The organism is Amycolatopsis sp. NPDC051716, from assembly GCF_040681595.1.
Taxonomy (GTDB): domain Bacteria; phylum Actinomycetota; class Actinomycetes; order Mycobacteriales; family Pseudonocardiaceae; genus Amycolatopsis.
Map to the genome: position 1 here is coordinate 1 of NZ_JBFAZA010000055.1, position 21,075 is coordinate 21,075.

General features: G+C 67.6%; 19 protein-coding genes and 1 tRNA gene. 10 read left to right on the forward strand and 10 right to left on the reverse strand.

Annotated features, from left to right (window positions below; genetic code table 11):
- Positions 1–397: 397 nt before the first annotated feature.
- Positions 398–473, forward strand: a tRNA-OTHER gene (locus AB0M30_RS43945).
- 731 nt (positions 474–1,204) lie between these two features.
- On the opposite strand, the gene AB0M30_RS43950 is transcribed toward AB0M30_RS43945, so the two are convergent.
- The 3 genes from AB0M30_RS43950 to AB0M30_RS43960 form a co-directional block, all read right to left on the reverse strand.
- Positions 1,205–2,056: a hypothetical protein gene (locus tag AB0M30_RS43950; RefSeq protein WP_364597527.1), complete on the reverse strand. Its 852-nt coding sequence runs from the start codon at positions 2,054–2,056 to the stop codon at positions 1,205–1,207.
- Positions 2,057–2,920: 864 nt separating this feature from the next.
- Positions 2,921–3,706 carry a hypothetical protein gene (locus AB0M30_RS43955; RefSeq protein ID WP_364597530.1) on the reverse strand — a complete coding sequence of 262 codons (786 nt, stop codon included), beginning with the start codon at positions 3,704–3,706 and terminating at the stop codon, positions 2,921–2,923.
- On the reverse strand, positions 3,675–5,753 hold the full coding sequence (locus AB0M30_RS43960; protein WP_364597533.1) for a LuxR C-terminal-related transcriptional regulator: 2,079 nt from the start codon (positions 5,751–5,753) through the stop codon (positions 3,675–3,677). The genes AB0M30_RS43955 and AB0M30_RS43960 overlap by 32 nt, the downstream gene beginning before the upstream one ends.
- Positions 5,754–5,908: 155 nt before the next feature.
- Here AB0M30_RS43960 and AB0M30_RS43965 point away from each other — a divergent pair, with 155 nt between their 5' ends.
- Complete coding sequence (locus AB0M30_RS43965) at positions 5,909–7,084, forward strand: S1 family peptidase (protein ID WP_364597536.1); 1,176 nt, start codon at positions 5,909–5,911, stop codon at positions 7,082–7,084.
- 44 nt (positions 7,085–7,128) lie between these two features.
- On the opposite strand, the gene AB0M30_RS43970 is transcribed toward AB0M30_RS43965, so the two are convergent.
- Together AB0M30_RS43970 and AB0M30_RS43975 are read right to left on the reverse strand one after the other, a co-directional pair.
- Positions 7,129–7,308, reverse strand: coding sequence for a transposase (locus AB0M30_RS43970; RefSeq protein WP_364597539.1), 180 nt, complete (start codon positions 7,306–7,308; stop codon positions 7,129–7,131).
- On the reverse strand, positions 7,268–7,927 hold the full coding sequence (locus AB0M30_RS43975) for a transposase (RefSeq protein ID WP_364597542.1): 660 nt from the start codon (positions 7,925–7,927) through the stop codon (positions 7,268–7,270). Before AB0M30_RS43975 ends, AB0M30_RS43970 begins: the two co-directional genes overlap by 41 nt.
- 1,304 nt (positions 7,928–9,231) lie before the next feature.
- Between AB0M30_RS43975 and AB0M30_RS43980 the strand changes: the two genes are divergently transcribed.
- Positions 9,232–10,101: a hypothetical protein gene (locus AB0M30_RS43980; protein WP_364597545.1), complete on the forward strand. Its 870-nt coding sequence runs from the start codon at positions 9,232–9,234 to the stop codon at positions 10,099–10,101.
- Between the two features lie 834 nt (positions 10,102–10,935).
- Entirely contained in the window at positions 10,936–11,091 is a 156-nt protein-coding gene (locus AB0M30_RS43985; protein ID WP_143268673.1) for a hypothetical protein, read from the forward strand.
- Between the two features lie 618 nt (positions 11,092–11,709).
- On the opposite strand, the gene AB0M30_RS43990 is transcribed toward AB0M30_RS43985, so the two are convergent.
- Together AB0M30_RS43990 and AB0M30_RS43995 are read right to left on the reverse strand one after the other, a co-directional pair.
- On the reverse strand, positions 11,710–12,069 hold the full coding sequence (locus AB0M30_RS43990) for an HPF/RaiA family ribosome-associated protein (protein WP_364597548.1): 360 nt from the start codon (positions 12,067–12,069) through the stop codon (positions 11,710–11,712).
- A 345-nt stretch (positions 12,070–12,414) separates the two neighbouring features.
- Entirely contained in the window at positions 12,415–12,606 is a 192-nt protein-coding gene (locus AB0M30_RS43995) for a hypothetical protein (protein WP_364597551.1), read from the reverse strand.
- Positions 12,607–12,878: 272 nt separating this feature from the next.
- On the opposite strand from AB0M30_RS43995, the gene AB0M30_RS44000 reads away from it, so the two are divergent.
- Positions 12,879–13,976: an AI-2E family transporter gene (locus AB0M30_RS44000; RefSeq protein WP_364597554.1), complete on the forward strand. Its 1,098-nt coding sequence runs from the start codon at positions 12,879–12,881 to the stop codon at positions 13,974–13,976.
- A 48-nt stretch (positions 13,977–14,024) separates the two neighbouring features.
- Here the strand turns inward: AB0M30_RS44000 and AB0M30_RS44005 are convergent, their stop codons facing one another.
- A complete protein-coding gene (locus tag AB0M30_RS44005; RefSeq protein WP_364597557.1) occupies positions 14,025–14,360 on the reverse strand; it encodes a helix-turn-helix domain-containing protein in 336 nt (111 codons plus the stop codon).
- A gap of 950 nt (positions 14,361–15,310) precedes the next feature.
- Between AB0M30_RS44005 and AB0M30_RS44010 the strand changes: the two genes are divergently transcribed.
- From AB0M30_RS44010 to AB0M30_RS44025, 4 genes are all read left to right on the forward strand, one after another.
- A complete protein-coding gene (locus tag AB0M30_RS44010) occupies positions 15,311–15,646 on the forward strand; it encodes an STAS domain-containing protein (protein WP_364597560.1) in 336 nt (111 codons plus the stop codon).
- On the forward strand, positions 15,643–16,584 hold the full coding sequence (locus tag AB0M30_RS44015) for a sensor histidine kinase (protein WP_364597563.1): 942 nt from the start codon (positions 15,643–15,645) through the stop codon (positions 16,582–16,584). The genes AB0M30_RS44010 and AB0M30_RS44015 overlap by 4 nt, the downstream gene beginning before the upstream one ends.
- 343 nt (positions 16,585–16,927) lie before the next feature.
- Complete coding sequence (locus tag AB0M30_RS44020; protein ID WP_364597565.1) at positions 16,928–17,233, forward strand: hypothetical protein; 306 nt, start codon at positions 16,928–16,930, stop codon at positions 17,231–17,233.
- Positions 17,161–18,141, forward strand: coding sequence for a hypothetical protein (locus tag AB0M30_RS44025; RefSeq protein ID WP_364597568.1), 981 nt, complete (start codon positions 17,161–17,163; stop codon positions 18,139–18,141). Before AB0M30_RS44020 ends, AB0M30_RS44025 begins: the two co-directional genes overlap by 73 nt.
- Before the next feature lie 416 nt (positions 18,142–18,557).
- Here the strand turns inward: AB0M30_RS44025 and AB0M30_RS44030 are convergent, their stop codons facing one another.
- Together AB0M30_RS44030 and AB0M30_RS44035 are read right to left on the reverse strand one after the other, a co-directional pair.
- The gene (locus AB0M30_RS44030; protein WP_364597570.1) at positions 18,558–19,523 is read right to left on the reverse strand and encodes an acyltransferase domain-containing protein; all 966 of its coding nucleotides are present in this window, start codon (positions 19,521–19,523) and stop codon (positions 18,558–18,560) included.
- Positions 19,520–20,107: a response regulator transcription factor gene (locus AB0M30_RS44035; protein ID WP_364597573.1), complete on the reverse strand. Its 588-nt coding sequence runs from the start codon at positions 20,105–20,107 to the stop codon at positions 19,520–19,522. Before AB0M30_RS44035 ends, AB0M30_RS44030 begins: the two co-directional genes overlap by 4 nt.
- Positions 20,108–20,691: 584 nt before the next feature.
- On the opposite strand from AB0M30_RS44035, the gene AB0M30_RS44040 reads away from it, so the two are divergent.
- Positions 20,692–21,039: a response regulator transcription factor gene (locus AB0M30_RS44040; protein ID WP_364597576.1), complete on the forward strand. Its 348-nt coding sequence runs from the start codon at positions 20,692–20,694 to the stop codon at positions 21,037–21,039.
- Positions 21,040–21,075 lie beyond the last annotated feature (36 nt).

Sequence of the window (21,075 nt, forward strand, 5' to 3'; positions counted from 1 at the left end):
CGCAAAAACGGCCTGCATATCATTACCGCGCTGCGTGACGCCATCACCGGAAACCCTTGGCTGCCAACGAACACCGAAATGGCCTGAACAGTTACTCCCTGCGCGGGATGCGTGTTCATGTGACAGACCATAGCGCTGCACTGTGGCCGTACGCCAGTCGGCTCACGTCGGCGTCCGCCGAGGGCCACAAGTTCCTAGACCGCGCCCGAATTTGATGCCTTAACCGCCTGACTACCTATCACTGGCGGATGACGACCAACGCTAAGCTGCGACCACGCCCAAGTTATCCTCCGGCTCGTCGCCCGCGATGCCCGCCCTTCGCCTTCATACTCCCGCGAGGTCCGCTCGCAGTGCTTGAGCAACAAACTCCAAGATCCCGTAGAGTCACGAACTTCGCGCCCCTGTAGCCCAACTGGCAGAGGCAACGAATTCAAAACCCGCGTAGTGAGAGTTCGAATCTCTCCAGGGCACCACCTCTGACCTGCGAAATCAGCTCTCTGGGCTGGCTTGACTGGAACGTCGATCCAGTCTGGCATGTCCGGTTGTGTACGGCTGAAACCGGGTGGCGTGCGACCAATCGCGGTCTATTCGCGGTCTACTTTTTGGCGGATCGGACGCCCAGGACGGGACTGGCAGACGGCCGCAGGGGTGCCGGAGACGGTAGCGGGCGGCGGTGTCCTGGCCGGGGCGGAGGTGACTCTGGTCCGCTGGCGGCGCCGACGCCGGCGACCCGATGCCCGGCGTGGGCGGCGTCCCGCGCGCGGACCCAGGGAGCCGCGATGACGAGCGCGGCGCGTTCGACCGGCCGACATCGCGCTGCTGCTGGAGCGCCACGAGGGGACCGAGGACACGCCGTGGTCCTGCCCGGCGCCCAACTACAACCAACGGCTCGCCCTGATGCGGATGTGCCAGGTCAACGTGGCCTCCTGCAACGCCGTGCATGGTCGAGTCGCCCGACAGTAACGCCCGCGTGTCTACCCATCGACCAGTCGGGACAGGTCCAGTATAGGAATTTGAGCGAGGGCGGGAGTTGGTGTCCACTCCCGCCCTCAGATGAACAGGCGGCGCGTATGGCGCGAGGCGATCGCAAGCAAGTCGGCCGCGAAGTGGCGCGCGTGCAGCGGCACTGCATCGAGGCCGCTTCGACGCTACTACCGCTGCGGTCTCGGTGAGGATGCCAGAGGTCTCGCTCACCACCATTACTTTATTTTGCGGGACTATTCATCGGGGTCGGCAGATTGCCACCTCGCGTCCGACTTGAGCACGAGCTGTCACCGACGTTTTTGCGCTTGACCTGCACTGAGTGCACCATACGCACGCCGTCATTATCGAGCGCCTGCTCACTGTGCGGCGCACCCTTGAAACTATTATCGTCATACTGAGCGAGGCGACTGTCAGGAACTTCATAAACACGAATTGTGAACTGTTCTCCAAAGTCATCGTCGTCGCCGACATACACCGGCCACGCATACCAGTCGTAACCCGGGTCAGTAGCCGACACAGTCTGCCGAATTACCCAAATTCTCTCAGGATCCGCGAAAACACCGATTCGAAATCGGTATCCTGCCGCAGGCTTGCCCACACCTTCAATCCGAACACATTTACCGACGAGCGCATTTTCGGTCGGACTGGTGATATGACCACCGCGCTCGCCAGGCGTCGACATCGAAGAGGGCAGCGACGACTGGATCGACGATTGAAACCCCGCCGATCCGGTGGAACTCTCAGAAACTATGCCCAAACAGATCAAACCCAGACCGAGACCGAGCGCCGTCGTGCCAAGCCAGTAGATCCGCTTTTCCGTTGCGATCAGATACGCGAGTGAGACAAGTACGCCGACCACTCCCAACCCGATCAGAGCCTTGGGCTTGTCGCCCAGCGACGTTACACCGAGCACATAGAAGACAGCTGCCCCAGTATCGGCCAAGATCGCAATGACCGGAGGTAACGTGTGCAGAGACGACTTGATCTTGTTCGTCTTCTTGGACTCCAGTCCAAGATCGGTGTCTGGGTCGCGTGACGCAGCATCAGAGCTGGGCGATGGGGATTGAGTCATGATACTTGCAAGAGTAGAAGATACCAGGGTTCCTTCATTTACGGGTGAACTGCCAGGAGTTGATTAAAAAATGCGTCCAAGAAGCCAGTCCAGAATGAGTCGGCGTGTCGTCTTGCGCGAGCAGCGGGCCTTTCCAGAATCTCGGTATGCACGACGAGGTGCTGACCGACCAGCTGCGGGAGTCGCTCGAGCCGCTCTTCCCGGAGCACCCGCGGCATTCCGCTAACCGCAAGTGAGCCGACGACCGCGCCGACTGGAACCGCCTGCCCACCGCGTTGTTCGACGCCATCCGCGGGCGGCGGCTCGCGAATGGCACGAGACCAGCGTCTGGCAGCAGCCGCACGAACGCCTCCTCGCCCATAGCCAGCCCCAGGGAACCCCGGTGAAAGACTCCCCGTCACCGTTGTTGCCGATCAACAGGTGCCAACGTACTCGACTTACCTTCCGAGGCCGGAGTCCTGGGAGAAGGTTCTAGCCGATCGTGTGGTTTCGCAGCGAATGGGTCTCGCGGCGGATGGCTGTCCAAGCGCACGAACAAACCCCGTCCGCCAAGACATTCACGCTGCCGGCGCAGCGAGGTCGTGTGCACACGACCGGCGCCCGCGCCGCCATCCGCATGGCAACACGCCGTCGACACCGAACGGCGCCAAGTCCGCTGGCAGTTCACCACCGACGACGCATACGTCAAACTCCACCACCTATACCCCAAGAGTTGACAGCGACGATCTACAAGGTGAGCTTGGACGGCCTCGTCAGGGTCAACGGCCTTATACCCCATGGTGACGTCGATGTCGCGGTGGGTGTCAGACTCACCCGAAGCAGTTCGTCACCTTATTGGCTACGGCGAGGATGTGGATGAAGCCGTCAAGCGGGACGGTGCAGAGGTGGCGGCCAGACGGTCGGCGTGGCACCCATGCTTGCCAGCACGGCTTCGCCGCGTACTCGCTGTTCCCCACCGATGAGGACGAGCGTCCGGGCCCACTGGTAGCGGCAGCCCGCGTGTTGCAGGGCGGCGGCCGCGGCGCTCAGCCCGTCGTGGTCGCCGGCATGCAGAGCCGCCGCGCGGTCGACGATGGCGACCGCGATCGGATTACCGGCCGTCGCCGAGCGTGCGCGCTGAATCCGGCCAGCGACGTCCTCATGCCCGGACAGCACGGCCGCCTCGGCCCACAGCGCGGCGTACCACGGACGCCACAGGCCGCTGTACCACTCCTTCAGCTGATCCGGCGGCGTGTCCAGCACCTGCGCCGCAGGCCGGGCCAGGCCGCGGTGTAGCAGGAGCAAGGCGTCGAGGTACTCGCCGAAGTGCAGTTCCGACGGTGCCCGACCGGGTACCTCGACGGTGCCGACGATGTCCAGCCAGGCTGCGCGGCCGTCGTCGTTTCCACGCAGTCCGTGCACCGTCGCGACCGCATGCGGGGCCCGGCGGAGGTTGCCGGCCCGGGGCCGACCGGCCCGCTCCCATCCCTCACGGAATCGCTCGGCCAGCGTGATCGTCTCGTCCCAGTCGCCCGCGAGCGTCGTGACGACGAGCATCAGCCTGGTCGCGAGGTGCCCCTGCTCACGATAGAACGGCAGGTCCCGCAGACGTTCGGCCTGTCTTCTGGCGGCCGGCAGGTCACCGGCTGCGATGGCGCAGTTGGCGGCCATGCCCAATCCATCGAAGAGCTCCATCGCAGATGCAGCCGTCACCGGGATCGGCACCAGCAATTCGCTGCGCCGCAACGCGCCGGCCGCGGCGGCGCGGACCTGTCCCCGAGTCAGCTGCACGGCGATGAGCTGGTCCAGTGCGGCGCTCTCGATCAGCGGGTCGCCGACACGCCGGGCCAGCGTGAGAGCGCTCGACAAGTCCGACGGTGGCCGGATCGTCAGTGGCGCCGTTGAACGCCTCGGCGGTGAGCAGCCGCGCCTGCGCGACCAGGTCGTCGCCTGCCAGTGCCCAACCCTCGGCGATCAGCGCCTCCACTTCGCCGACCGCAGGCGCGGTAGCCATGAGTCCGGAGCCGCGATTGATCAACTCGGCATTCCGAGCGAGGTCACCGGCCGCACCAGCACGATCACCGCCGCGTAGCGCCGCGTCGGCTGCGGTCCGGCGCAACAGCAAAGCAGCGTTGCCGGCATGCCGCGCCTCCGCGGCACCCGCCGCACTGCGCAAAGAGTCAGCGGCGGCCAGGTCATCAGCGGCAAGTCCGGCCGCCTGCTCGTAGCGCCGCTGCGACTCGCCGGGCAGGCCCCGTGTGAAACTCAGTCCGGCCAAACCGATCGCCAACCGGTAAGCCTCCGGGCGGTATCGCGCGGTTCCCCACGCCCAGGCCAGCGCACCCCGCAGCTCGTCGGCGATCTCATCGAATGCCGCCCGCCAAGCATCGACCGGTTCTCGGGACGCCAGAGCAGCACTCTCATCCAGGCACCAACTCAGATGATGGGAGAACGCCTCGACCGACTCGCCCGCCTCCTCGAGCCGATCGACACCATATTGGCGGACGGTTTCCAGTACGCGGTAGCGAGTCTCGCCCAACCCCACGATCGCGACCAGCAAACTCTGCTCGGCCAGCCCGGCCAATATGGTCGGAACGGCGCCGGCCGGCACTGACGGCCAACCGGCCACGGTGGCCGCCGCGGCCGCGGTGAACGGGCCGGCGAAAACCGAGACCCGACGCAGCACCGCCTGAGCGGGCTCGGCCAGCAGCCCGTAACTCCAGTCCAGTGTCGAACGCAACGAACGGTGCCGGTCATCGAGGCGCGAGCCACCGGTCAGCAGGCGCAGCCGGTCGGCCAGCCCTGCTTCGAGCCCATCGAGCCCCAGCGACGGGAACCGGGCGGCGGCCAGCTCGATCGCCAACGCCATGCCGTCGAGTGCGCGACAGACAGTGGCGATACGTTTCGTGTCCTCGGACATCGGCGGGCTCCCGCCGGCCGCAGCTCGCCCGGCGAACAGCTCGACCGCGTCCCCTAGTCCGCTGTCGTCGGCCTCGACGGACAGTCCGGGCACCGCGAACACCCGTTCGAAGGGCACCAGCAACCTGGCCCGGCTGGTGGCGAGCACCACCAGCCGGGGACTGCCGGCGAGGAGCTGTTCCAGCAGGACCGCCACACCGTCCGCCAAATGCTCGCAGTTGTCCAGCACGAGCAGCGTTTCCCGCTCAGCCAGCCAGCCAAGGACATTGGACGTCGCCGAGCGGCCTTGGCTCTCCCCGAGGCCGAGCGCGTCGGCAATCGCCGGTGCGATCATCGACGCATCGGTCACCGGGACCAGGTCGACGTACCAGACGCCGTCGGCGAACCGGTCGGTCACCTGACCGGCGACGCTCAAGGCCAGCCGGGTTTTGCCGACCCCACCCGGGCCGACGGCCGTGACCATGCGGTGCGCACCGAGCGCCTCGGCCAGTGCCGCCCGTTCAGCCACGCGCCCCACGAAGGGTGTCAGCCGCGAGCGCAGCACTGCGGCGACTGTCGTGGACCTGACCGGCTGAGTCCCCAGCGCGGGCTGCGTGGTCGTTGCGACAGCCGCCAGGGCGCGGCGATCGGCCACCCGGAGCTTCCGCAGCAGAGAGGAGACATGACTCTCCACGGTGCGGGTGGAGATGAACAGCCGGGCGCCGATCTCGGCATTGGTCAGATGTTCACCGAGCGCAGCGAGTACCTCGGCCTCCCGCGCGGAGATGCCCACCTCGGCCCTTATCTCCTGATTGGCCACGTTCGGAGTGTCCCTCGTCGGCCCGGCTTCTGTCAGCCGAACGCGCGTCTCCGCACGTCAGTGGTGTTTCCGATGGTATCCGTGGCCGCCACGGAATCCCCCGGTCCGTGGCCGGCACGGATGCCCACCGGCCTGATCTGGCTCAAGGTTGGCGCTTGGCTTACTCGACGTCGAAACTGAAGGGATATTCCATGAACGTTCGAAGATGGGCAGCGGTATTCGCCGCGGCCGCGGGGGTATCGGCCGTGATGGCGGGACCGGCGAACGCGGCTGACACGCCAGGGGGTGCGATGCCCAGCATGATTGGCGCCGAACCGGCCGGGGCGGCCAGCCGTCAGGATCTGGCGAAGCTGGCGGCGACACTGGAAGAGCACTTGGGCGACCGCAGCGCCGGCTCCTATGTCGACACGGCGACGGGCAAACTCACCGTCACCGTCACCAACAGCTCCGCCGCCCAGACCGTGCGTGCGGCCGGGGCGACCGCACGCACGGTGGTTCGCAGTCGCGCGGATCTCCGGAGAGCGACCGAAGAACTTGACCGCTCTGCCCGGATCCCAGGCACCGCATGGGGGGTCGACCCGGCCGGCAACCAGGTTGTGATCTCAGTGGACGATTCCGTTAAGGGGGCCGACCTGGCCAAGCTCAAGTCCGTCGCCGCGAAGCTGGGTGCGGCGGTCAGGGTCGAACCCGTCAGCGGACAGCTCAGGCCCCTTGCCGGCCCCGACATGAAGGACGGCACAGCCATCTATACCGGCCAGGGCCGCTGCTCGCTTGGCTTCAATGTGCTCGATGCCAATGGCGGACACCACTTTCTCACCGCCGGACATTGCACCCACGCCGGCTTGACCTGGTTCGGCGATCAAGCCTTGATTAACTTTCTCGGCAGCAACAACTCGGGTAGCTCGTGGGTGTTCGGCGCCGGCGGCGACTTCGGTCTCGTGGACTACCAGGGCGTGGGTATCCGGGCTCTGGACGGAATAGCCGGCACCAACCTGAGAGTCACCGGCTGGGGAGACCCCGTCGTCGGCCAGTCAGTGCAGCGCAGTGGCAGCACATCCGGTGTGCACAGCGGCAAGGTCACGGCACTCGATGCGACCGTGAACTACCCTGAAGCGACAGTCAAAGGCCTGACCAGAACGACGGTGTGCGCCGAGCAGGGCGACAGCGGTGGTCCCTTCTACAAACTCAGTACTCCTCAGGGGGCAGCCGAGGGATTCGGGCTCACCTCCGGCGGCTCTGGTAACTGCTCCGGCGGCGGCATCACGTTCTTCCAGCCGGTCGGTCCGATCATGCAGGGATACGCCTTGCAAATGTGGGTGACCGGGCCCTAGTAGTGCTTTGTTAAGTCATGGGGCTGTTGTGCCCGGATAACGGGTCAGGCCGGCGCAAGGGCTTTTGGGTCGTAGCGCAGCTGGGTGCAGAACGCCTGAGCCAGCGCAGCGACGGTGACGTGGCGGTGCCAGCCGATCCAGCTGCGGCCTTCGAAGTGGTCGAGGCCGAGGCCGTCTTTGAGCTCACGGTAGTCGTGTTCGATGCGCCAGCGGATCTTCGCCATCCGCACCAGGTCTCGCAAACGAGTGTCGGCGGGCAGGGTGAAGAGCCAGTAATCGGTGAGTGCGGGGGCCGACGCCGGGGGTGTAAGACAAGGTCTGCGGGACCGCGTCGGCAAGAAAGGCGGTGGTGGTCGCTGTCACCGCTACAACGTAGGACAGGCCTCGTTCGGTCAGCCCGAGCCGGAATTCGGTGGCGTCGCCGTAGCCGGCGTCGGCGACCACCCGCCGATCCGGCAACCCCCATCCACCGTCGCCGGTGATCTCGTCGAGCATGTCCAGCGCCAGCCGCCACTTCTCTCGGTGCCGCACGTCATCGGGGATCTTGGACCTGCTGCGGCGGCCTCGGATCTCGGCGGCGGCCTCGGGGTCGGTGACGGTGGTGTCGTCCCAGGACTGCGGCAGGAACAGCCGCCAGTCGATCGCCGCGGACGCCCAGCCGGTCACCGCGTGCACGCTGACCCTGACCTGACAGTTCCCCGTCTTGCCCAGGGCGCCGCAATACATCCGCGCGACGCCGGGTGAATCGGCACCGTCTTCGGGAATCCGGTGCCGTCGATGACGTAGGCCTCGGGCCCGATACCCATCGGCCCAAGTAGGCGATCTGCCGACGCACGTCGACATAATCCCGATTGGAGAAGGCAACGAACTGCTGAAGCTGCTGATGATCCACCCCGAGCCGCTGCGCCATCAGCTGCATCGACTTGCGCTTACCATCCAGCTCAGCCCACGCAGATACAACTCACCCTCCGCCCGCTGATCCGCACGCGCCAACCCACCCAGCATCTCAGCGGCGAACGCCGCCAGCCGCGGACGGACCTTCTCCAACTCCTCCGGTTTCACTCCGACAGCAGATCCATCAACGCCCTGACCAGCCGCAACGACACACCTAACAAAGCACTACTGGTCATCCGTGCGCCCGCTGTCCGGGTTGCCCGCACCCATCGGTGCCGATCACGTCGCCTGACGCCTTGCCTCGGCCCGGCGAGCCCCTCATTCGGGGGATTCTTTCTGGTAGGTAGCGCAAAGCGCCTAGGCTGTCCGGACCGCCCCGGACCTCGGCGCTTCCGTCGTTCCCACGCCTCGCGTGGAGAGCACCCACGTCGAGGGAAGACGATGATTGCCGGGAATCCGAACCGCATCGCGCCGGCGACCCCCTCCGCCCACCCTGCACCGCGACGGCAAATCGCGTTCAGCGCCGGCAGCTGGCAAATCACCTACACCGGAACGGATCCACGCTCGCCACGGACCGCCCTCCTCGCCGGATCGCCCACATTCGGCCCCGAAGGCGTCCGCATTCCCATCATCACCGACGACAGCCCCTCGTCCGCGGTGCGCTGGATCGACGAAAAGGACGTCATCGCCGTCACCGCACCGCCGGTCGCGCGACCCGCCAGGTCCGCCGCACCCCCAACAGGCGAGGGACGACATCGTGCCTCGTAGCGCCGAAAGCAGCACCTTCCGGTCGGCACAAGCCGGCTCGCGCCACCAGCCGTGTCGTAGCCGCCGACGCGCTCCCACGGCACGCGCGGTTCGGCGCACTAACCCGGAATTCCCGTCACACTGCGACAAGGCAGATCAAAAGCGCGAGAGCGGATCGAATGGGACGACACTGCCCTCCCATGATCGTTCACCTCGCTCGTTTGACAGAAAATCCAAGAACGATATTTTCGCGTCGGCCTCATCCTTTTCGCACGGATACGCCCATACGGGGGCCTGAGCTATCGCCCACTTGCACGAAGGTGTAGATTGACGACTGTTGCCCCAGACCTCGGCACCGCGAAAGTTCGCCATTACGTGCGCAGACCGCGAATTCGAGGTCTTTTTGCGTGAATAATCGCGCGCCGGCTGCGCTTCTTTCCGATGATCACCGTCGACGCACCGCACCGGCGGCTCATTCCTAGTCGGTACCAGGAAAAGAGATTGTCATGCGACGCATCCGCACCGCTGCCCGGGTCCTGTTCGGGGCCACCATCGCGACCGGAGGCATGATCGCGCTGGCTCCGGTGGCGCAGGCCATCACCATCCCGGTGGCCTGCAGCGAGAACGCCCTGGTCGCGGCGGTGAACCTGGCCAACTCCACCCCCACCGCCGACACCCTCGTCCTGGCGGGTGGCTGCACCTACGGCATGACCACCAGCCACGGCGGCGCCGCGAACGCACTTCCGGTGATCACCACCCCGATCGAGATGATCGGCCCCGCCACGGTCACCAACGCCTCCCTGCTGGGCCTCGGAATGTTCCGGATCGCCGAAGTCGGCCCGACCGGCAACCTCACCCTCACCACCGGCGTCGCCTTCACCCACGGCAACGTCCTCGGCGACGGCGGCGGCATCCTCAACCGCGGCGCGGTCACCCTCACCGGAAGCACCCTGACCGGCAACACCGCCTCCGGCAACGGCGGCGGCCTCGCCAACGCCGACACCCCCACCGGCACCGCACCTGCCGCGACCTTCACCAACAGCCCGCTCTCGGGCAACACCACCCTGCTCGGCGACGGCGGCGCCATCTACAACGGACTCCGCGCCACCCTGACCGTCACCGGCGTATCCGGCAGTCCGCTGTTCATCACCGGCAACAGCGCCGGCCGGGGCGGCGGGATCTCCGCAGTCGGCTCCACCGCGACCACCCTCACCCAGACCGCCGTCACCAACAACCACGCGCTGCTGCTCCTGGGCTCGGCCGGCGGCGTCTACCGCCAAGGTGGCACCATGACCACCACCAACTCCCCCATCACCGCCAACACCCCCAACAACTGCGTCGGCAGCGTCCCCGCCGTCCCCAACTGCACCGGGTGACCACCACGCCGGCCAACCAGGTCGGCCCACCAGAAGCCCCACCGGCCCTGACCGGCCGGCGGGGCTTCCGCGACAGAGCGGCGCTCCGTCCTTTGAGGATATGAACGCACCGCTCACCCGACCCAGGTCCAGTTGGTCAACGAGGTGGGTGCCCGTTGGTCAGCAAGGCCGGAAGATCGGATTCGGCGACGTATCCGGGGAGGCGCCACAGATGCCATCGATACATGCCGATCACCGAATCGGCGCGCACGGGGCGAAGGTGCGGCAGCACGTCAGCGAGGTCAAGGTGGTCGGGCCACATTTCGGAGGACTGTCCCGACAAGTACTTCGCTGTCATCGTCGGCGTCGGTTCTAGAAGCGAACGAGGCCGGCGGACTCCATAGCCGCGGAGCCGCCATCGCCGGATTGGTCGCCATCGACACCTTGATCGCGCGATTCCGCAGTGCTGGAGCGAGTTTCGGCGCCTCGCAAACCTTCAAGATCAGTTCGGAGACCTCGCCGGACATCGCCGCAAGCGATCCCGACCGGCATGCGCTGCGCGATCGTCGGCCACCCGAATGCGGTGACGTAGCAGACCGCGATCCACCGCTCCTTCCTTCCGCGAGCCCTGCTCCGCTCTGGACAGAGCTGGAACGTCGCCGGATCCCGGTGTTCCTCCATCCGACGTCGCCGCCGCGTGCCGAGGCGATCGCTACTGGCCGAATGCCTGGAACCGTTGCGCCAGGTCGCGATGGGTCGTGTTTGGACGGCCGCGGAAGTGGGCATCAGCCAGGCCGGACAGTCCCCACCGTGACGGCCGGCTCGCTCCGGCCGCACCAGACAGAAAGAGCTGCCGTGATCATCCTCGGTGTCATCCTGCTCGTGATCGGCGTCATCGTCGGCATCCCGGTGCTGACCACGATCGGCGCGGTCTTGGCCGTCGCGGGTGTCGTGCTCGCGATCCTGGGTGGGACGGGGCGCCGCATCGGCGGCCGCGCCCACTGGTTCTGAGTCCGTGCCACTCGTGAGCGGGCGATCTCGTTCCCCGGGGAACGAGATCGCCTGCTTTCTGCTGTGCCTTCCAGCAGCCGACGTTGTCGATGGACGTCGCCGTGGCGGGGCACCAGGCGAAACTCCCCGAGTCATGCCGTAGCGGCGTACCGGCTTGCTTGACAGGCCACGGGGTGGGACGGGCCGCCCCAAGCGTCGCGCAGCGACTCGGCTCGCATCAAGGCTTCGGACCTTTTCCGCAGTGTCTCGGCGTCTTGGGCTGCGCCGCGGACGTCGGGCCGTGACGGCCGGGCTCGCCGGCACGACCACGCGAGCCGAACCACATGCTTCTCGACGAGCGCCTTGGCTCGGGTGAGCTGCCAGTTGCGAGACGCTTCGGGGTCTTGTTGGTCTTCGGTGGAGGCCCGGCCGTAGAACGCGAACTGCATGGGGTCAGGCCGCCGTGTCCGCGCCGAGCAGCAACCGCAGCAGAGCGCCGGCAGTGCCGTGTGACACTGCGGCGGGGGACGATGGCCGGAGCGTTGCCGGCGCGGCGACGTTGGGCGCAACATCATTCGGATGAGTGTCCATGGTCGAACTCAGAGCACCACGAAGATCCCGGCCGGGAACCGGCACGCCTCAGCTCGGGCCGTCCTCCGTCATGTGCCGGATGGACTCTCCGCCCTTGCGGTGGTCCGCCCGTCCGGACTGGGTTTCGAGCACGCTTTCGAGCTTGCGGAGCGCGCCGTGGCAGGCCTCGTCCACCGAGCCCGCGTGGTGGGTGACCGCGACCGTCGGCTTGCCTTCCGGCCGCGCCTCGATGACGCACCGCCGGTCCACGCTCGCCGCACCCGTCGAGACTTCGTCACTCAGGTGGACTTCCAGGCGGGTGATGTGGTCACTGAACCGCGACAGGGTCGACTGGATTTCGGCCTCGAGCCGCTGGATCAGTTCTTCGCTGCCGTGGACGTTCTTGTCCGTGCTGATCTGGATCTGCACGCGTTGTTCCCTTCGAAGGCCGGTCCGGTTCGCCGCCGAAGTTCAGCGGTCCGGTGGCGTGACTACGCTGGCCAGGACGACGGGATGGGTTTCGGTCGGCGAGGATGCGCGGGCGACGTCACTCAACCGGCGTTGTTGCGGTGAGCCTACTTGCCCGGGGCCGGGAGCGTCGGACGACACGCTGCTGCAGCCTGACACGCTCCTCGGCCGGCGCCGGATGTGCGATCCGCGCGGGCGAAGCCGCGGTGGCCGACACCGACGAACTCGCCTGCCTGCCGAGCCGGTTCGCTGGTGCATACACCGATTTGTTCCGCGGGGCAGCTGTGTTGCTTCGATGTCGCGGCGTCAGACCGTCGTGACCTTGCTCTTGTCGTAGAACTTCACTTCCCCGGTGGCCGGGAAATGGATGCCGACGCAGTAAACATGAGCGTTGCCGGAGCCGAAGCTTTTGCCTTCGTCGACAACCAAGCCGATATCTTCACGGTCGGGGACCTTCACTTGCCGCGGCGCCTGTCGTTCTTCGTTTGCGAACTGCATGTCGTCTCCTGTTCGAGGAGGCCGTGCGTGGGCGGTAGCACACTACGTGACCCTCACGCCCCGGCGGAATACGGAGGAGACCGACGCTGGTTGGCCGGGCTGCGGTGGCCCGGTTCGCGGGCCGGGTCTTGCCAGGCGTCCGTCGCGAGAACCGGTTAGCCGTGACGCCGGCCGGGAATACCCGCCCGGCGGCGGCGTGCCGTCCCGGGCACCCTGGAGCAGGCCACGTCCTTGCCGGGACGAGTAGCGACATCATGGAAAGGCCGACGCGCATGACAGCCGATCAGCCGGTGAGCCGGGAGAGGGAACCCTCCGAGGAGGTCCTGTCCGCGGTTCCCTACGGCCTCCGGGTCGCGGCCGCCGTTTGCTGGCGCGCGCTGGTCGTCGCCGGCGCCCTGACCGTCGTGGGCTTCCTGGCCGTCAAGCTGGCCTCCGTGGTGGTCCCGGTCGCCGTCGCCCTGCTGCTGGCCGGGCTGTTCTCGCCGGCCGTTTCGTGGCTGGCGGCCAGGAAAGTCCCGCGCGGCCTGGCGACCGCGATCGTGCTGGTCGTGGGCATCGCACTGGCCGGCGGCGTGGTGACGTTCGTGGTCATCACTGTCACCGTAGGCATGCCGGGACTGATCGATCAGGTCACCGCGAGCGTGACGGACCTGCACACCTGGCTGCGCACCGGGCCGTTGCACCTGAGCCAGGGCCAGCTCGACGAGATGCTCGGCAACCTGACCGCCATGCTCGGCCGGAACAAGTCGGTGATCGCCTCCGGGGCGCTCACCACGGCGGTGACCGTGGGCGAGCTGCTCGCCGAGTTCGTACTGGTGGTGTTCTGCCTGATCTTCTTCCTCGCCCAGGGGCGGGTGATCTGGGTGTTCGTGCTGCGGGCCGTGCCGGCACGCCTGCGCGATCGTGTCGACGTGGCCGGGCGCAACGGGTTCACCACCCTGGCGCACTACATCCGCGGCACGGCGGCCGTCGCGTTCGTCGACGCCGCCGGTATCGGCATCGGGCTGGTGATCATCGGGGTCCCGCTGGCGGCTCCGTTGAGCACCTTGGTCTTCCTCGGCGCGTTCGTCCCGGTCATCGGCTCGGTGATCGCCGGCGGGGTCGCCGTCCTCGTGGCGCTCGTGACCAAGGGCGCGTTGTCGGCTGTCATCGTGCTCGCCATCGTGGTCGGCGTGATGCAGGTCGAAAGCCACGTCCTGCAACCGCTGCTGCTCGGGCGGGCGGTGCGGCTGCATCCGCTGGCCGTCGTCCTCGCCCTCACCACCGGGCTCATCGTCGCGGGCATTGTCGGCGCCCTGCTCGCGGTGCCCCTGCTCGCCGTCTTCAGTTCCGGCGTGCGGAGCTTGACCGCTCGGCCGGATCCGGATTGAGCGATCGAGGTGCACCACCCACTGGGCTTCGGCGGCACACCTCGCGGCTCAGCTGTCGGCGGGTTGGGGGCTGGTGTTGCGTCGTCGGGCTTCGTGGAGCTGGTCTTCGAGGGAGATGATGCGGCAGGCGGCGTCGATGGCGGTGCCGTCGTCGACGAGATGTCGCACCCGTGCGGCGATGCGCAGCTGGTGGCGGGAGTAGCGGCGGTGCCCGCCGGCGGAGCGCTGCGGCTCGATCAGGCCGGCTTCATCGAGGCTGCGCAAGAAGTTCTGGGTGGTGCCGAGCATTTCGACGGCCCGGCCCATGGTGTAGCCGGGGTAGTGCTCGTCGTCGAACTTGTCGGCCGTTCTCGGTGTGGCCGGGTCGTATTGGTCAGGGATCATGCCACCTCCACATCACAAGGGACCCCGGGCGCCGCGCACGGCACCCGGGGTCCCAGGGGGTTGGGTTTCACCATTGTCAACCGGCGCGACCGCCGGCTTCCTGTACTCGCGTCCGGCTGGAAGGCCGATGACGCGGGGATCGCTGACTCGTAACCGAGAACCACCTGCCAATCCGATGGGACTGCGGTACCCGCGCGGCGCTACTGCCCAGCCGCTGCGGGCGATCCAATGATGTGCCCTTTCCCTTCTCTTCTGTGTTTCCTTCTTGCTGCGTACTGCTGTCGCGGTCATCACCGGCCGGAACCCTTCCGCTGATCGGCCCCAGCACGCGTAACACCGCGGGCCACTGCCCGGAACCCCTTGCCTTGATCGGTCCCGGCCACCTGGCTGGCACTGCATACTGCGATCTATCCGACTGCAGGTACTGCCTACTACCTTGCTGCGCGGACACTCGAACTCGCCCACGTCCTGCACTAGCTCATCGGGACCGTTACCTCTGACTTCGACTTCACAACCCGGTCCCGGGCCTTGCTGTCGGTCACCAGCCGAGACCTGTTCCTTGATTGGCCCCGTCCTGCCTGACCCTTGTCTCACCTCGCGGGTAGTTACGTCCTCTCCCGCGCCTGCTTGACGTTGTCTCTCTCGGTACGAGAAGAACTCTACACACACCCAAGGCCGAATGTCTAACCCGGCCACCATAGATTTACTACGCGACCCCAATGGGGGTACTCCACCTCGCGGAGTTCGCAGGTCAACGTTCGGATGGACCTTGGAGCCGACGCACTCACGCGGCTGATCGACCGGGGGATGGCCGGCCGGATCCACAGCCGCCTCGGCGCTCGACCGCAGGCCGCTCCCTCGTCCCTCGCCACGCGGGACGACCGACGGGTCGCCGCCGGCCTGTCGCGCCATCGCCGGACGGCCGTCACCGCCGCGGGTACGCTGTGTGGGTGAGCGACTCGCACATCAGTCGATTGCGGGTGGTCCCGTTACCCGATGGGCGAGGCCTGCGGGTGGTCGGCGCGGTCGACCTCAGCACGCGGGAGATCTGGGGCGACGTCCTGGAATCGGCGACAGCGAACGGCTCGCCCATCCGGCTGGATCTGTCCGAATTGTCATTCATCGACACCCGCGGCACGTCCATGTTGGTCACCGCCGCCCAAAGCCGGCCCGGCACGGCACCTCTCACGATCACCCGTCCGCCGACGGTCCTGCGCAGAGTGCTGACGGTGCTGTGCCCGGACGAGCCGATGAAGATCGTGATCGAAGAACAGGAAGCGTCATGAGCACGCCCGTCGACACTTCGGCCGAGCCGTTCATCCACCCCGCCCTGTTCTACCGGGGTGCCGACGAGTACCTCGCCGGCACCGTCCCGTTCATCCGGTCCGGACTCGCCGCGGGAGAGCCGGTCGCCGTGGCCGTGCCCGGCCCCAACCTGGCACTGCTGCGTGCCGAACTGGGCGCCGACGCCGAACACGTCCGGCTCCTGGACATGACAGCCGCCGGCCGCAACCCCGGCCGGATCATCCCCGGTGTGCTGCGTGCCTTCGCCGACACCCATGCCGAGCAGGCCGTCCGCATCATCGGCGAACCGATCTGGCCGACCCGCACCGACGACGAATACCCCGCCTGCGTCCAGCACGAGGCCCTGATCAACCACGCCTTCACCGGCCGGCACGTCACCATCCTCTGCCCTTACGACACCCAGAACCTGGCACCGGCCGTGCTGGCCGACGCCGAAGCGACCCACCCGCTGCTGATCGACGGCACCGGCCGGCGCACCAGCACCGCCTACGACCCCGAGCGGATCATCGCCGGCTACAACCGGCCGCTGCCCGAACCGGCCGACGCCGTCGAGCTCGTCGTCGACGCCACCAATCTGGCCCAGGCCCGGTTGCTCGCGAGCACCCACGCTGTGCGGGCGGGCCTGACCGACGACCGGACCGCCGACGTCGAACTGGTCGTCACCGAATTGGTGACCAACAGCATCGACCACGGCGGCGGCACCGGCCGGCTCCGGATCTGGATCGCCGACGGCCACCTCGTCTACGAGGTCCACGACCAGGGCACCATGACCGACCCGCTGGCCGGCCGGCACCCGGTCTCCCCCGGCCAGCACCGGCAGCGCGGCCTGTTGCTCGTCAACCACATGTCCGACCTGGTGCGGCTGCACACCGGCACCGGCAGCACCACCACGCGCGTCCACTTCCAGCTGTTCGGGTGATCGGTCCACGGGTGCGCGCAGCTGGTGAGCGATGTCAGCTCGCCGGCACCGTGCGCCGGAGGTCACGTCGCCGTCTCGCGTAAGGACACCCCCGGCGGGTAATCCGACGTGGCGACCTTTCGGCTGCCGGCACTACGGGTACAAGATCTCTGGGCCGGTTCGGTCCTCGAGTCGGCCGCCGGGCACCACGTCGCCGGTGTCGCCGCCCGGATGTTCGGCGCGCGGCTGCCGGCGGCCGGGCGGCGGACCGGTGAGGGGATGACCGTCCGGGCCGGACGGCGGCCGGTCGGGCTCGACCACCGAGCACTCGCCGCGGCCTTTCCCGGGCGCGACGGGCAGCGTGGTGGTCTTCCTGCACGGGCTCGTCGAGACCGAGCGCAGCTGGTTCCGCGGGAGCACCTCGGCCGGCGACTTCGGTGCGCGCCTGGCCACCGACCTGGGCGCCAGCCCCGTGTACGTGCGGTACAACTCAGTTCGCCACGTGTCCGACAACGGCGATGACCTCGTCGCCCTGCTGTCCCGGCTGGTGGCCGCCTGGCCGTCCCCGTCACCGGCTTCGTCCTCATCGGACACTCGATGGGCGGTCTCGTCGCGAGGAGCGCGATTTACCGCGCTCAAGAACAAAACCTGGCGGGGCTTCCCCGCGTGACGCGGCTGGTGTGCCTGGGCACCCCGCACAGCGGTGCACCGCTGGAACGGCGCGTCGCCCAGCTCGCGAGTCTGCTCCGCAATCGCCGCCGGCTCCCATGGCCCGATTGCTCGCGCTGCGCAGCGACGGCATCCAAGACCTCGCCCACGGATACGTTGATCTATAACCCCACCCTGAAGTTGCCGCCGACCTGCAGCTGCTGTGACCGTCGATCAAGCGAGCCGGCCGACGGGACGGGACCGGTGTGGAACAGTCGTCCGGTCCACCGGCACAGGCACGTGCGACATCGTTCACCTGGCGGGTGCCCGGCACATCACATGAACGCGCGATCCTCGGAACGGTCGGCGGCCCGTGCTTCAGTTCCGCCGCTCGGGTGGCACGTACTCGAACGTCGGGCCCGCGGTCGTCTTCCCGTCTCCGGTGGGCATCTTCATCAGAGCCAGCGCCTGTTTGCGCAGCCCGAACATCGTGCCGACCGCGCCCGCCATCCCGCCCGGGTTGCCGGTGAAGGCCTCTTCCAGCTGGAAGAGCAGCAGACAATACGTCTGGTTGAACTCCTCCTGCGCGACCCGGATCGGGCTGCCTTCCGGGTAGTCGGCGGTCCGCGGGTTGTGCCGCATCGGCAGCACGCCGCCGAGGTCGACCGCGATCTCCTCGCCGGTCGGGCCGGACTGCGGGGTGTCGCCCGTCCGGTAGCGGCGGCCCACCTTCAGCTCCTGGAACGAAACCGCAGCCGGGACGGACACGGGACACCGTCAACGCGGCAAGAACGTGCGACGGCGCCGCCCGAGGGTGCCCGCGGCGCGGCCCAGTGGCGCGAGGTCACCATCGACGTCCTCGAGCAGGTCATCGGCCGCCGCGGCCCGACGGCGTCACCAGTGCTTGCGCGCCCGTGGGTTCCGGCGTAACCCCGGAACCCGGGATCCCAGCGTCATACCACTTGCCGGCGACCACACCGCCGATGGTCGGTCGTCGCGCTCTCGACCTGCCGCGACAAGCTCCTGCCCGCCCAACTGCCGGATCTCCCTAGAGAATCTGCTCAACGGCCGCTTCCCGCTCACTTTCCTGGCGCTCGTCGCGCGAGGTCGACTGCGTCGCCGTGGCCGCATCGCTGACCGGGAAAAGAACCCGCCGAAACTCACGCCGAACCCGAGCCCCGCGGTACCGGCGTGTCACCCGTCGCGGTAAAGACGGGCCGCAGACGTGGTCGCGGCCATCGCGTGCCCCTCGTCCGGCGCCGACGTAAGCGGTCCGGCACGCCCTCGACCGGCTCGATCATCGACAGGCCGGCTTGGCGACGCGACGCCGCCGGAACGGAGACGAGTCATCCCCGGATGCGCCGCAGGTTGGCCGACCAGGTTGCCCAGTCCGTCCGATGCGGAAGTGGCGCGGTGACCGTCACGCCGGCCAGAGCGCCGGAGACCAAGTTCGTCAAGGTGGCCTTCGGTCCGCACTCCACGAACTTGCCGACTCCGTCAGCGTTCACCCGCCGTACCGCGGCGAGGAAGCTCACCGGCATGGTCAGGTGACCGGTGACGATCCGGTCGACGTCGGCGCTGTCGGTCACGTACCGGCCGATGAGCGACGAGTAGACCCGCAGCCGCGGTGCGCGACGCGGGATCGCCGTGATGCCCTTCGCGAACTCCTTCGCCGCTCCAGTGAGGATGGTGTTGTGGAAGGGGTGGGGCACCCGCAGCCGGGTGGCCGACACGCCGAAGGCCGCGGCCGCTCGGAGCAAGTGGGCCAGTTGGACGTCCGGACCGGAGACCACCACCTGCCCAGGACCGTTGTCGGCGGCCACGCCGAGGTGGCGCTCGCCCAAGGCGTCCAGCAGGGCGCGCGCACGGCGGGCGCAGCAGTCCAAGGCGACCATGCCACCCACGGGTGTCGCCGGCCGGCGCAGGGCTTCGTCACCCGTGACCACCAGGCGGACCCCGTCGTCGAGAGACCACACCCCGGCGACGGTCAGGGCGATCAGGTCGCCGAAGCTGTGCCCCAGCAGGACGTCCGGGCGAACGCCGCACCGGATCAGCAGCCGGAAGGTCACTACGGAGGCCGCGAAGAGGGCCAGATGCAAGGTCGTCGGTTCGGAATCCGCGAGCTGCTGCAACGACGGCGCGTCCGGATCCAGGAGCGTGGACGAGACCGGGGACTGCCCCCACCGGGCAGCTGACCTGTCGACCGCCGACAAGGTGTCCCCCACCACCGGGCACCGCTCGGCGAGCCGGCCGAACAGCCCGGGCACATAGCTGCCCTGACCGGGGAAAAGGAAAGCCAGGTGGGTGGTCATCGGTGGGCACCCCGTCGCCGCGCGGCCCCGTCGAGCACGGCGGCCGACCGGGCCGACGGCCGCACCGCCGTCCCACCGCCATCGTGCCCCCGGAGGGTGGCCGGACCGGCTCGCCCCCCGGTTTCCGCCCTGACCCGCCCGCACTCGGCGGGGTTGACCAGCCCCTCGGACAGCGCGGTGAACGCAGCCCGCGTCCTGCTGGTCACCCCGAGTTTCAGAAACAGGGCGTGGACGTAGTTCTTGGCTGTCTTGTCGGAGATATCCATCACCCTGGCGATCTCCCGGTTCGACAAACCTCCGGCCATCAGCGTCAGCACTCGCTGCTCCCGCGCGGTGAGCGATCGGCCGGCAGCCCGCCGCCGGGCAGCCACGGCCTCGAAGTCGTCCTCGTGACCGCCGGCGGAGAGCGCTTTCGTCAGCTCGGACAGGACGTCCTGCACTTGGGTGAGGCAGTCCACAGCCCACCCGAGCAGTTCGGGCAAGTTCTGGGCGACCGGTGCCGTCGGTTCCGGGCCGGAGCTCGTCGGTGCGATTGTCACAGTGGTCACACCCTTGACGTCGAGGTTTTCCGATGTCGCCACCATTCAATTCAAATTTCGACCGAGCCGCCATGGGAAATCTGGACGAGGCCGTTCGTGGCCGCACCCCGGCTTGAATTCACTCTCGGCCCCCTCGCACGCTCCGGACAGCACCGGAAGCAGTCCGTCAATTCGCGTCACCCTGCTTCGCGCCGCACCACCGAGATCAACTCACGTGCCGATTCACGTGCTGGTTCCCGTGCATGATTGCCAGCAGGACGATGGGTAGTCCGTACGCACTAGACCGAAGGGCCGACGCGAGATCGGTTCGTTCGGCACACGGCCGGCACGTTCACCCGGTCGACGGCCGGAAAACTACGGGAACAGTCGCCCCATCACCCTTTCGGGGCAGAATCGAGAGGCACCTTATGTGTCGGACCGCAGGTGAGCAGACTGACCAGTAGCCTCAGCCGGTGGGCCGAACGGCCCAGTCCGATCGCGACGAGGAGGAATGGGGCCTGCCGGACGACTGCGCCGGGCCGAGGTGCGGATTCTTTTCCACCACCGAACCGATGAGGGGCGACCAGTCGCCGTCTACCGGGTCACCGGTGGATTCCGGAGGAGGTTCAGGGTTCGAGGAGGGCGGGTCTGTGCACTACAAGGTTTCTGACGAAAATGAAGTTTCCCCGGGGGAATTATTCCGGCTGATACGCGTCCACCAAGAGATCACGCAGACCCTGCTGAGCCGTCTGGAAAAACTCTGCCACTCCCCTTCGGATCCCGAGTCCGCGGACGAACCGGTCCGAACCGAATGGAATTTCACCGATCGTGAGCGGCACGTGGCCGAACTGCTGGCCAAAGGGCTGACCAACCGGCAGATCGCCCGTACGCTGGGTATCTCGGAACGCACGGTGAAGAACCACTTGCACGCCATCTTCCACAAGCTCGCGGTGGGCGACCGCACCCACGCTGTGATCAAGCTGCTGCGCGGCACGTGACAAAGCCAAGAGCTTCGCGGTCCGGTCGTGCGTGAC

What these genes read in the sequence shown, in the direction of transcription:
- AB0M30_RS44025 (WP_364597568.1), top strand. Translation starts at nt 17,161, where the DNA reads ATGGGCGGTCTCGTCGCGAGGAGCGCGATTTACCGCGCTCAAGAACAA.
- AB0M30_RS43980 (WP_364597545.1), top strand. Translation starts at nt 9,232, where the DNA reads ATGCGACGCATCCGCACCGCTGCCCGGGTCCTGTTCGGGGCCACCATC.
- AB0M30_RS44000 (WP_364597554.1), top strand. Translation starts at nt 12,879, where the DNA reads ATGACAGCCGATCAGCCGGTGAGCCGGGAGAGGGAACCCTCCGAGGAG.
- AB0M30_RS43995 (WP_364597551.1), bottom strand. Translation starts at nt 12,606, where the DNA reads ATGCAGTTCGCAAACGAAGAACGACAGGCGCCGCGGCAAGTGAAGGTC.
- AB0M30_RS44030 (WP_364597570.1), bottom strand. Translation starts at nt 19,523, where the DNA reads ATGACCACCCACCTGGCTTTCCTTTTCCCCGGTCAGGGCAGCTATGTG.
- AB0M30_RS43975 (WP_364597542.1), bottom strand. Translation starts at nt 7,927, where the DNA reads ATGTCGACGTGCGTCGGCAGATCGCCTACTTGGGCCGATGGGTATCGG.
- AB0M30_RS43955 (WP_364597530.1), bottom strand. Translation starts at nt 3,706, where the DNA reads ATGGCCGCCAACTGCGCCATCGCAGCCGGTGACCTGCCGGCCGCCAGA.
- AB0M30_RS44005 (WP_364597557.1), bottom strand. Translation starts at nt 14,360, where the DNA reads ATGATCCCTGACCAATACGACCCGGCCACACCGAGAACGGCCGACAAG.
- AB0M30_RS44035 (WP_364597573.1), bottom strand. Translation starts at nt 20,107, where the DNA reads ATGGTGGCGACATCGGAAAACCTCGACGTCAAGGGTGTGACCACTGTG.
- AB0M30_RS43950 (WP_364597527.1), bottom strand. Translation starts at nt 2,056, where the DNA reads ATGACTCAATCCCCATCGCCCAGCTCTGATGCTGCGTCACGCGACCCA.
- AB0M30_RS43970 (WP_364597539.1), bottom strand. Translation starts at nt 7,308, where the DNA reads ATGGCGAAGATCCGCTGGCGCATCGAACACGACTACCGTGAGCTCAAA.
- AB0M30_RS44015 (WP_364597563.1), top strand. Translation starts at nt 15,643, where the DNA reads ATGAGCACGCCCGTCGACACTTCGGCCGAGCCGTTCATCCACCCCGCC.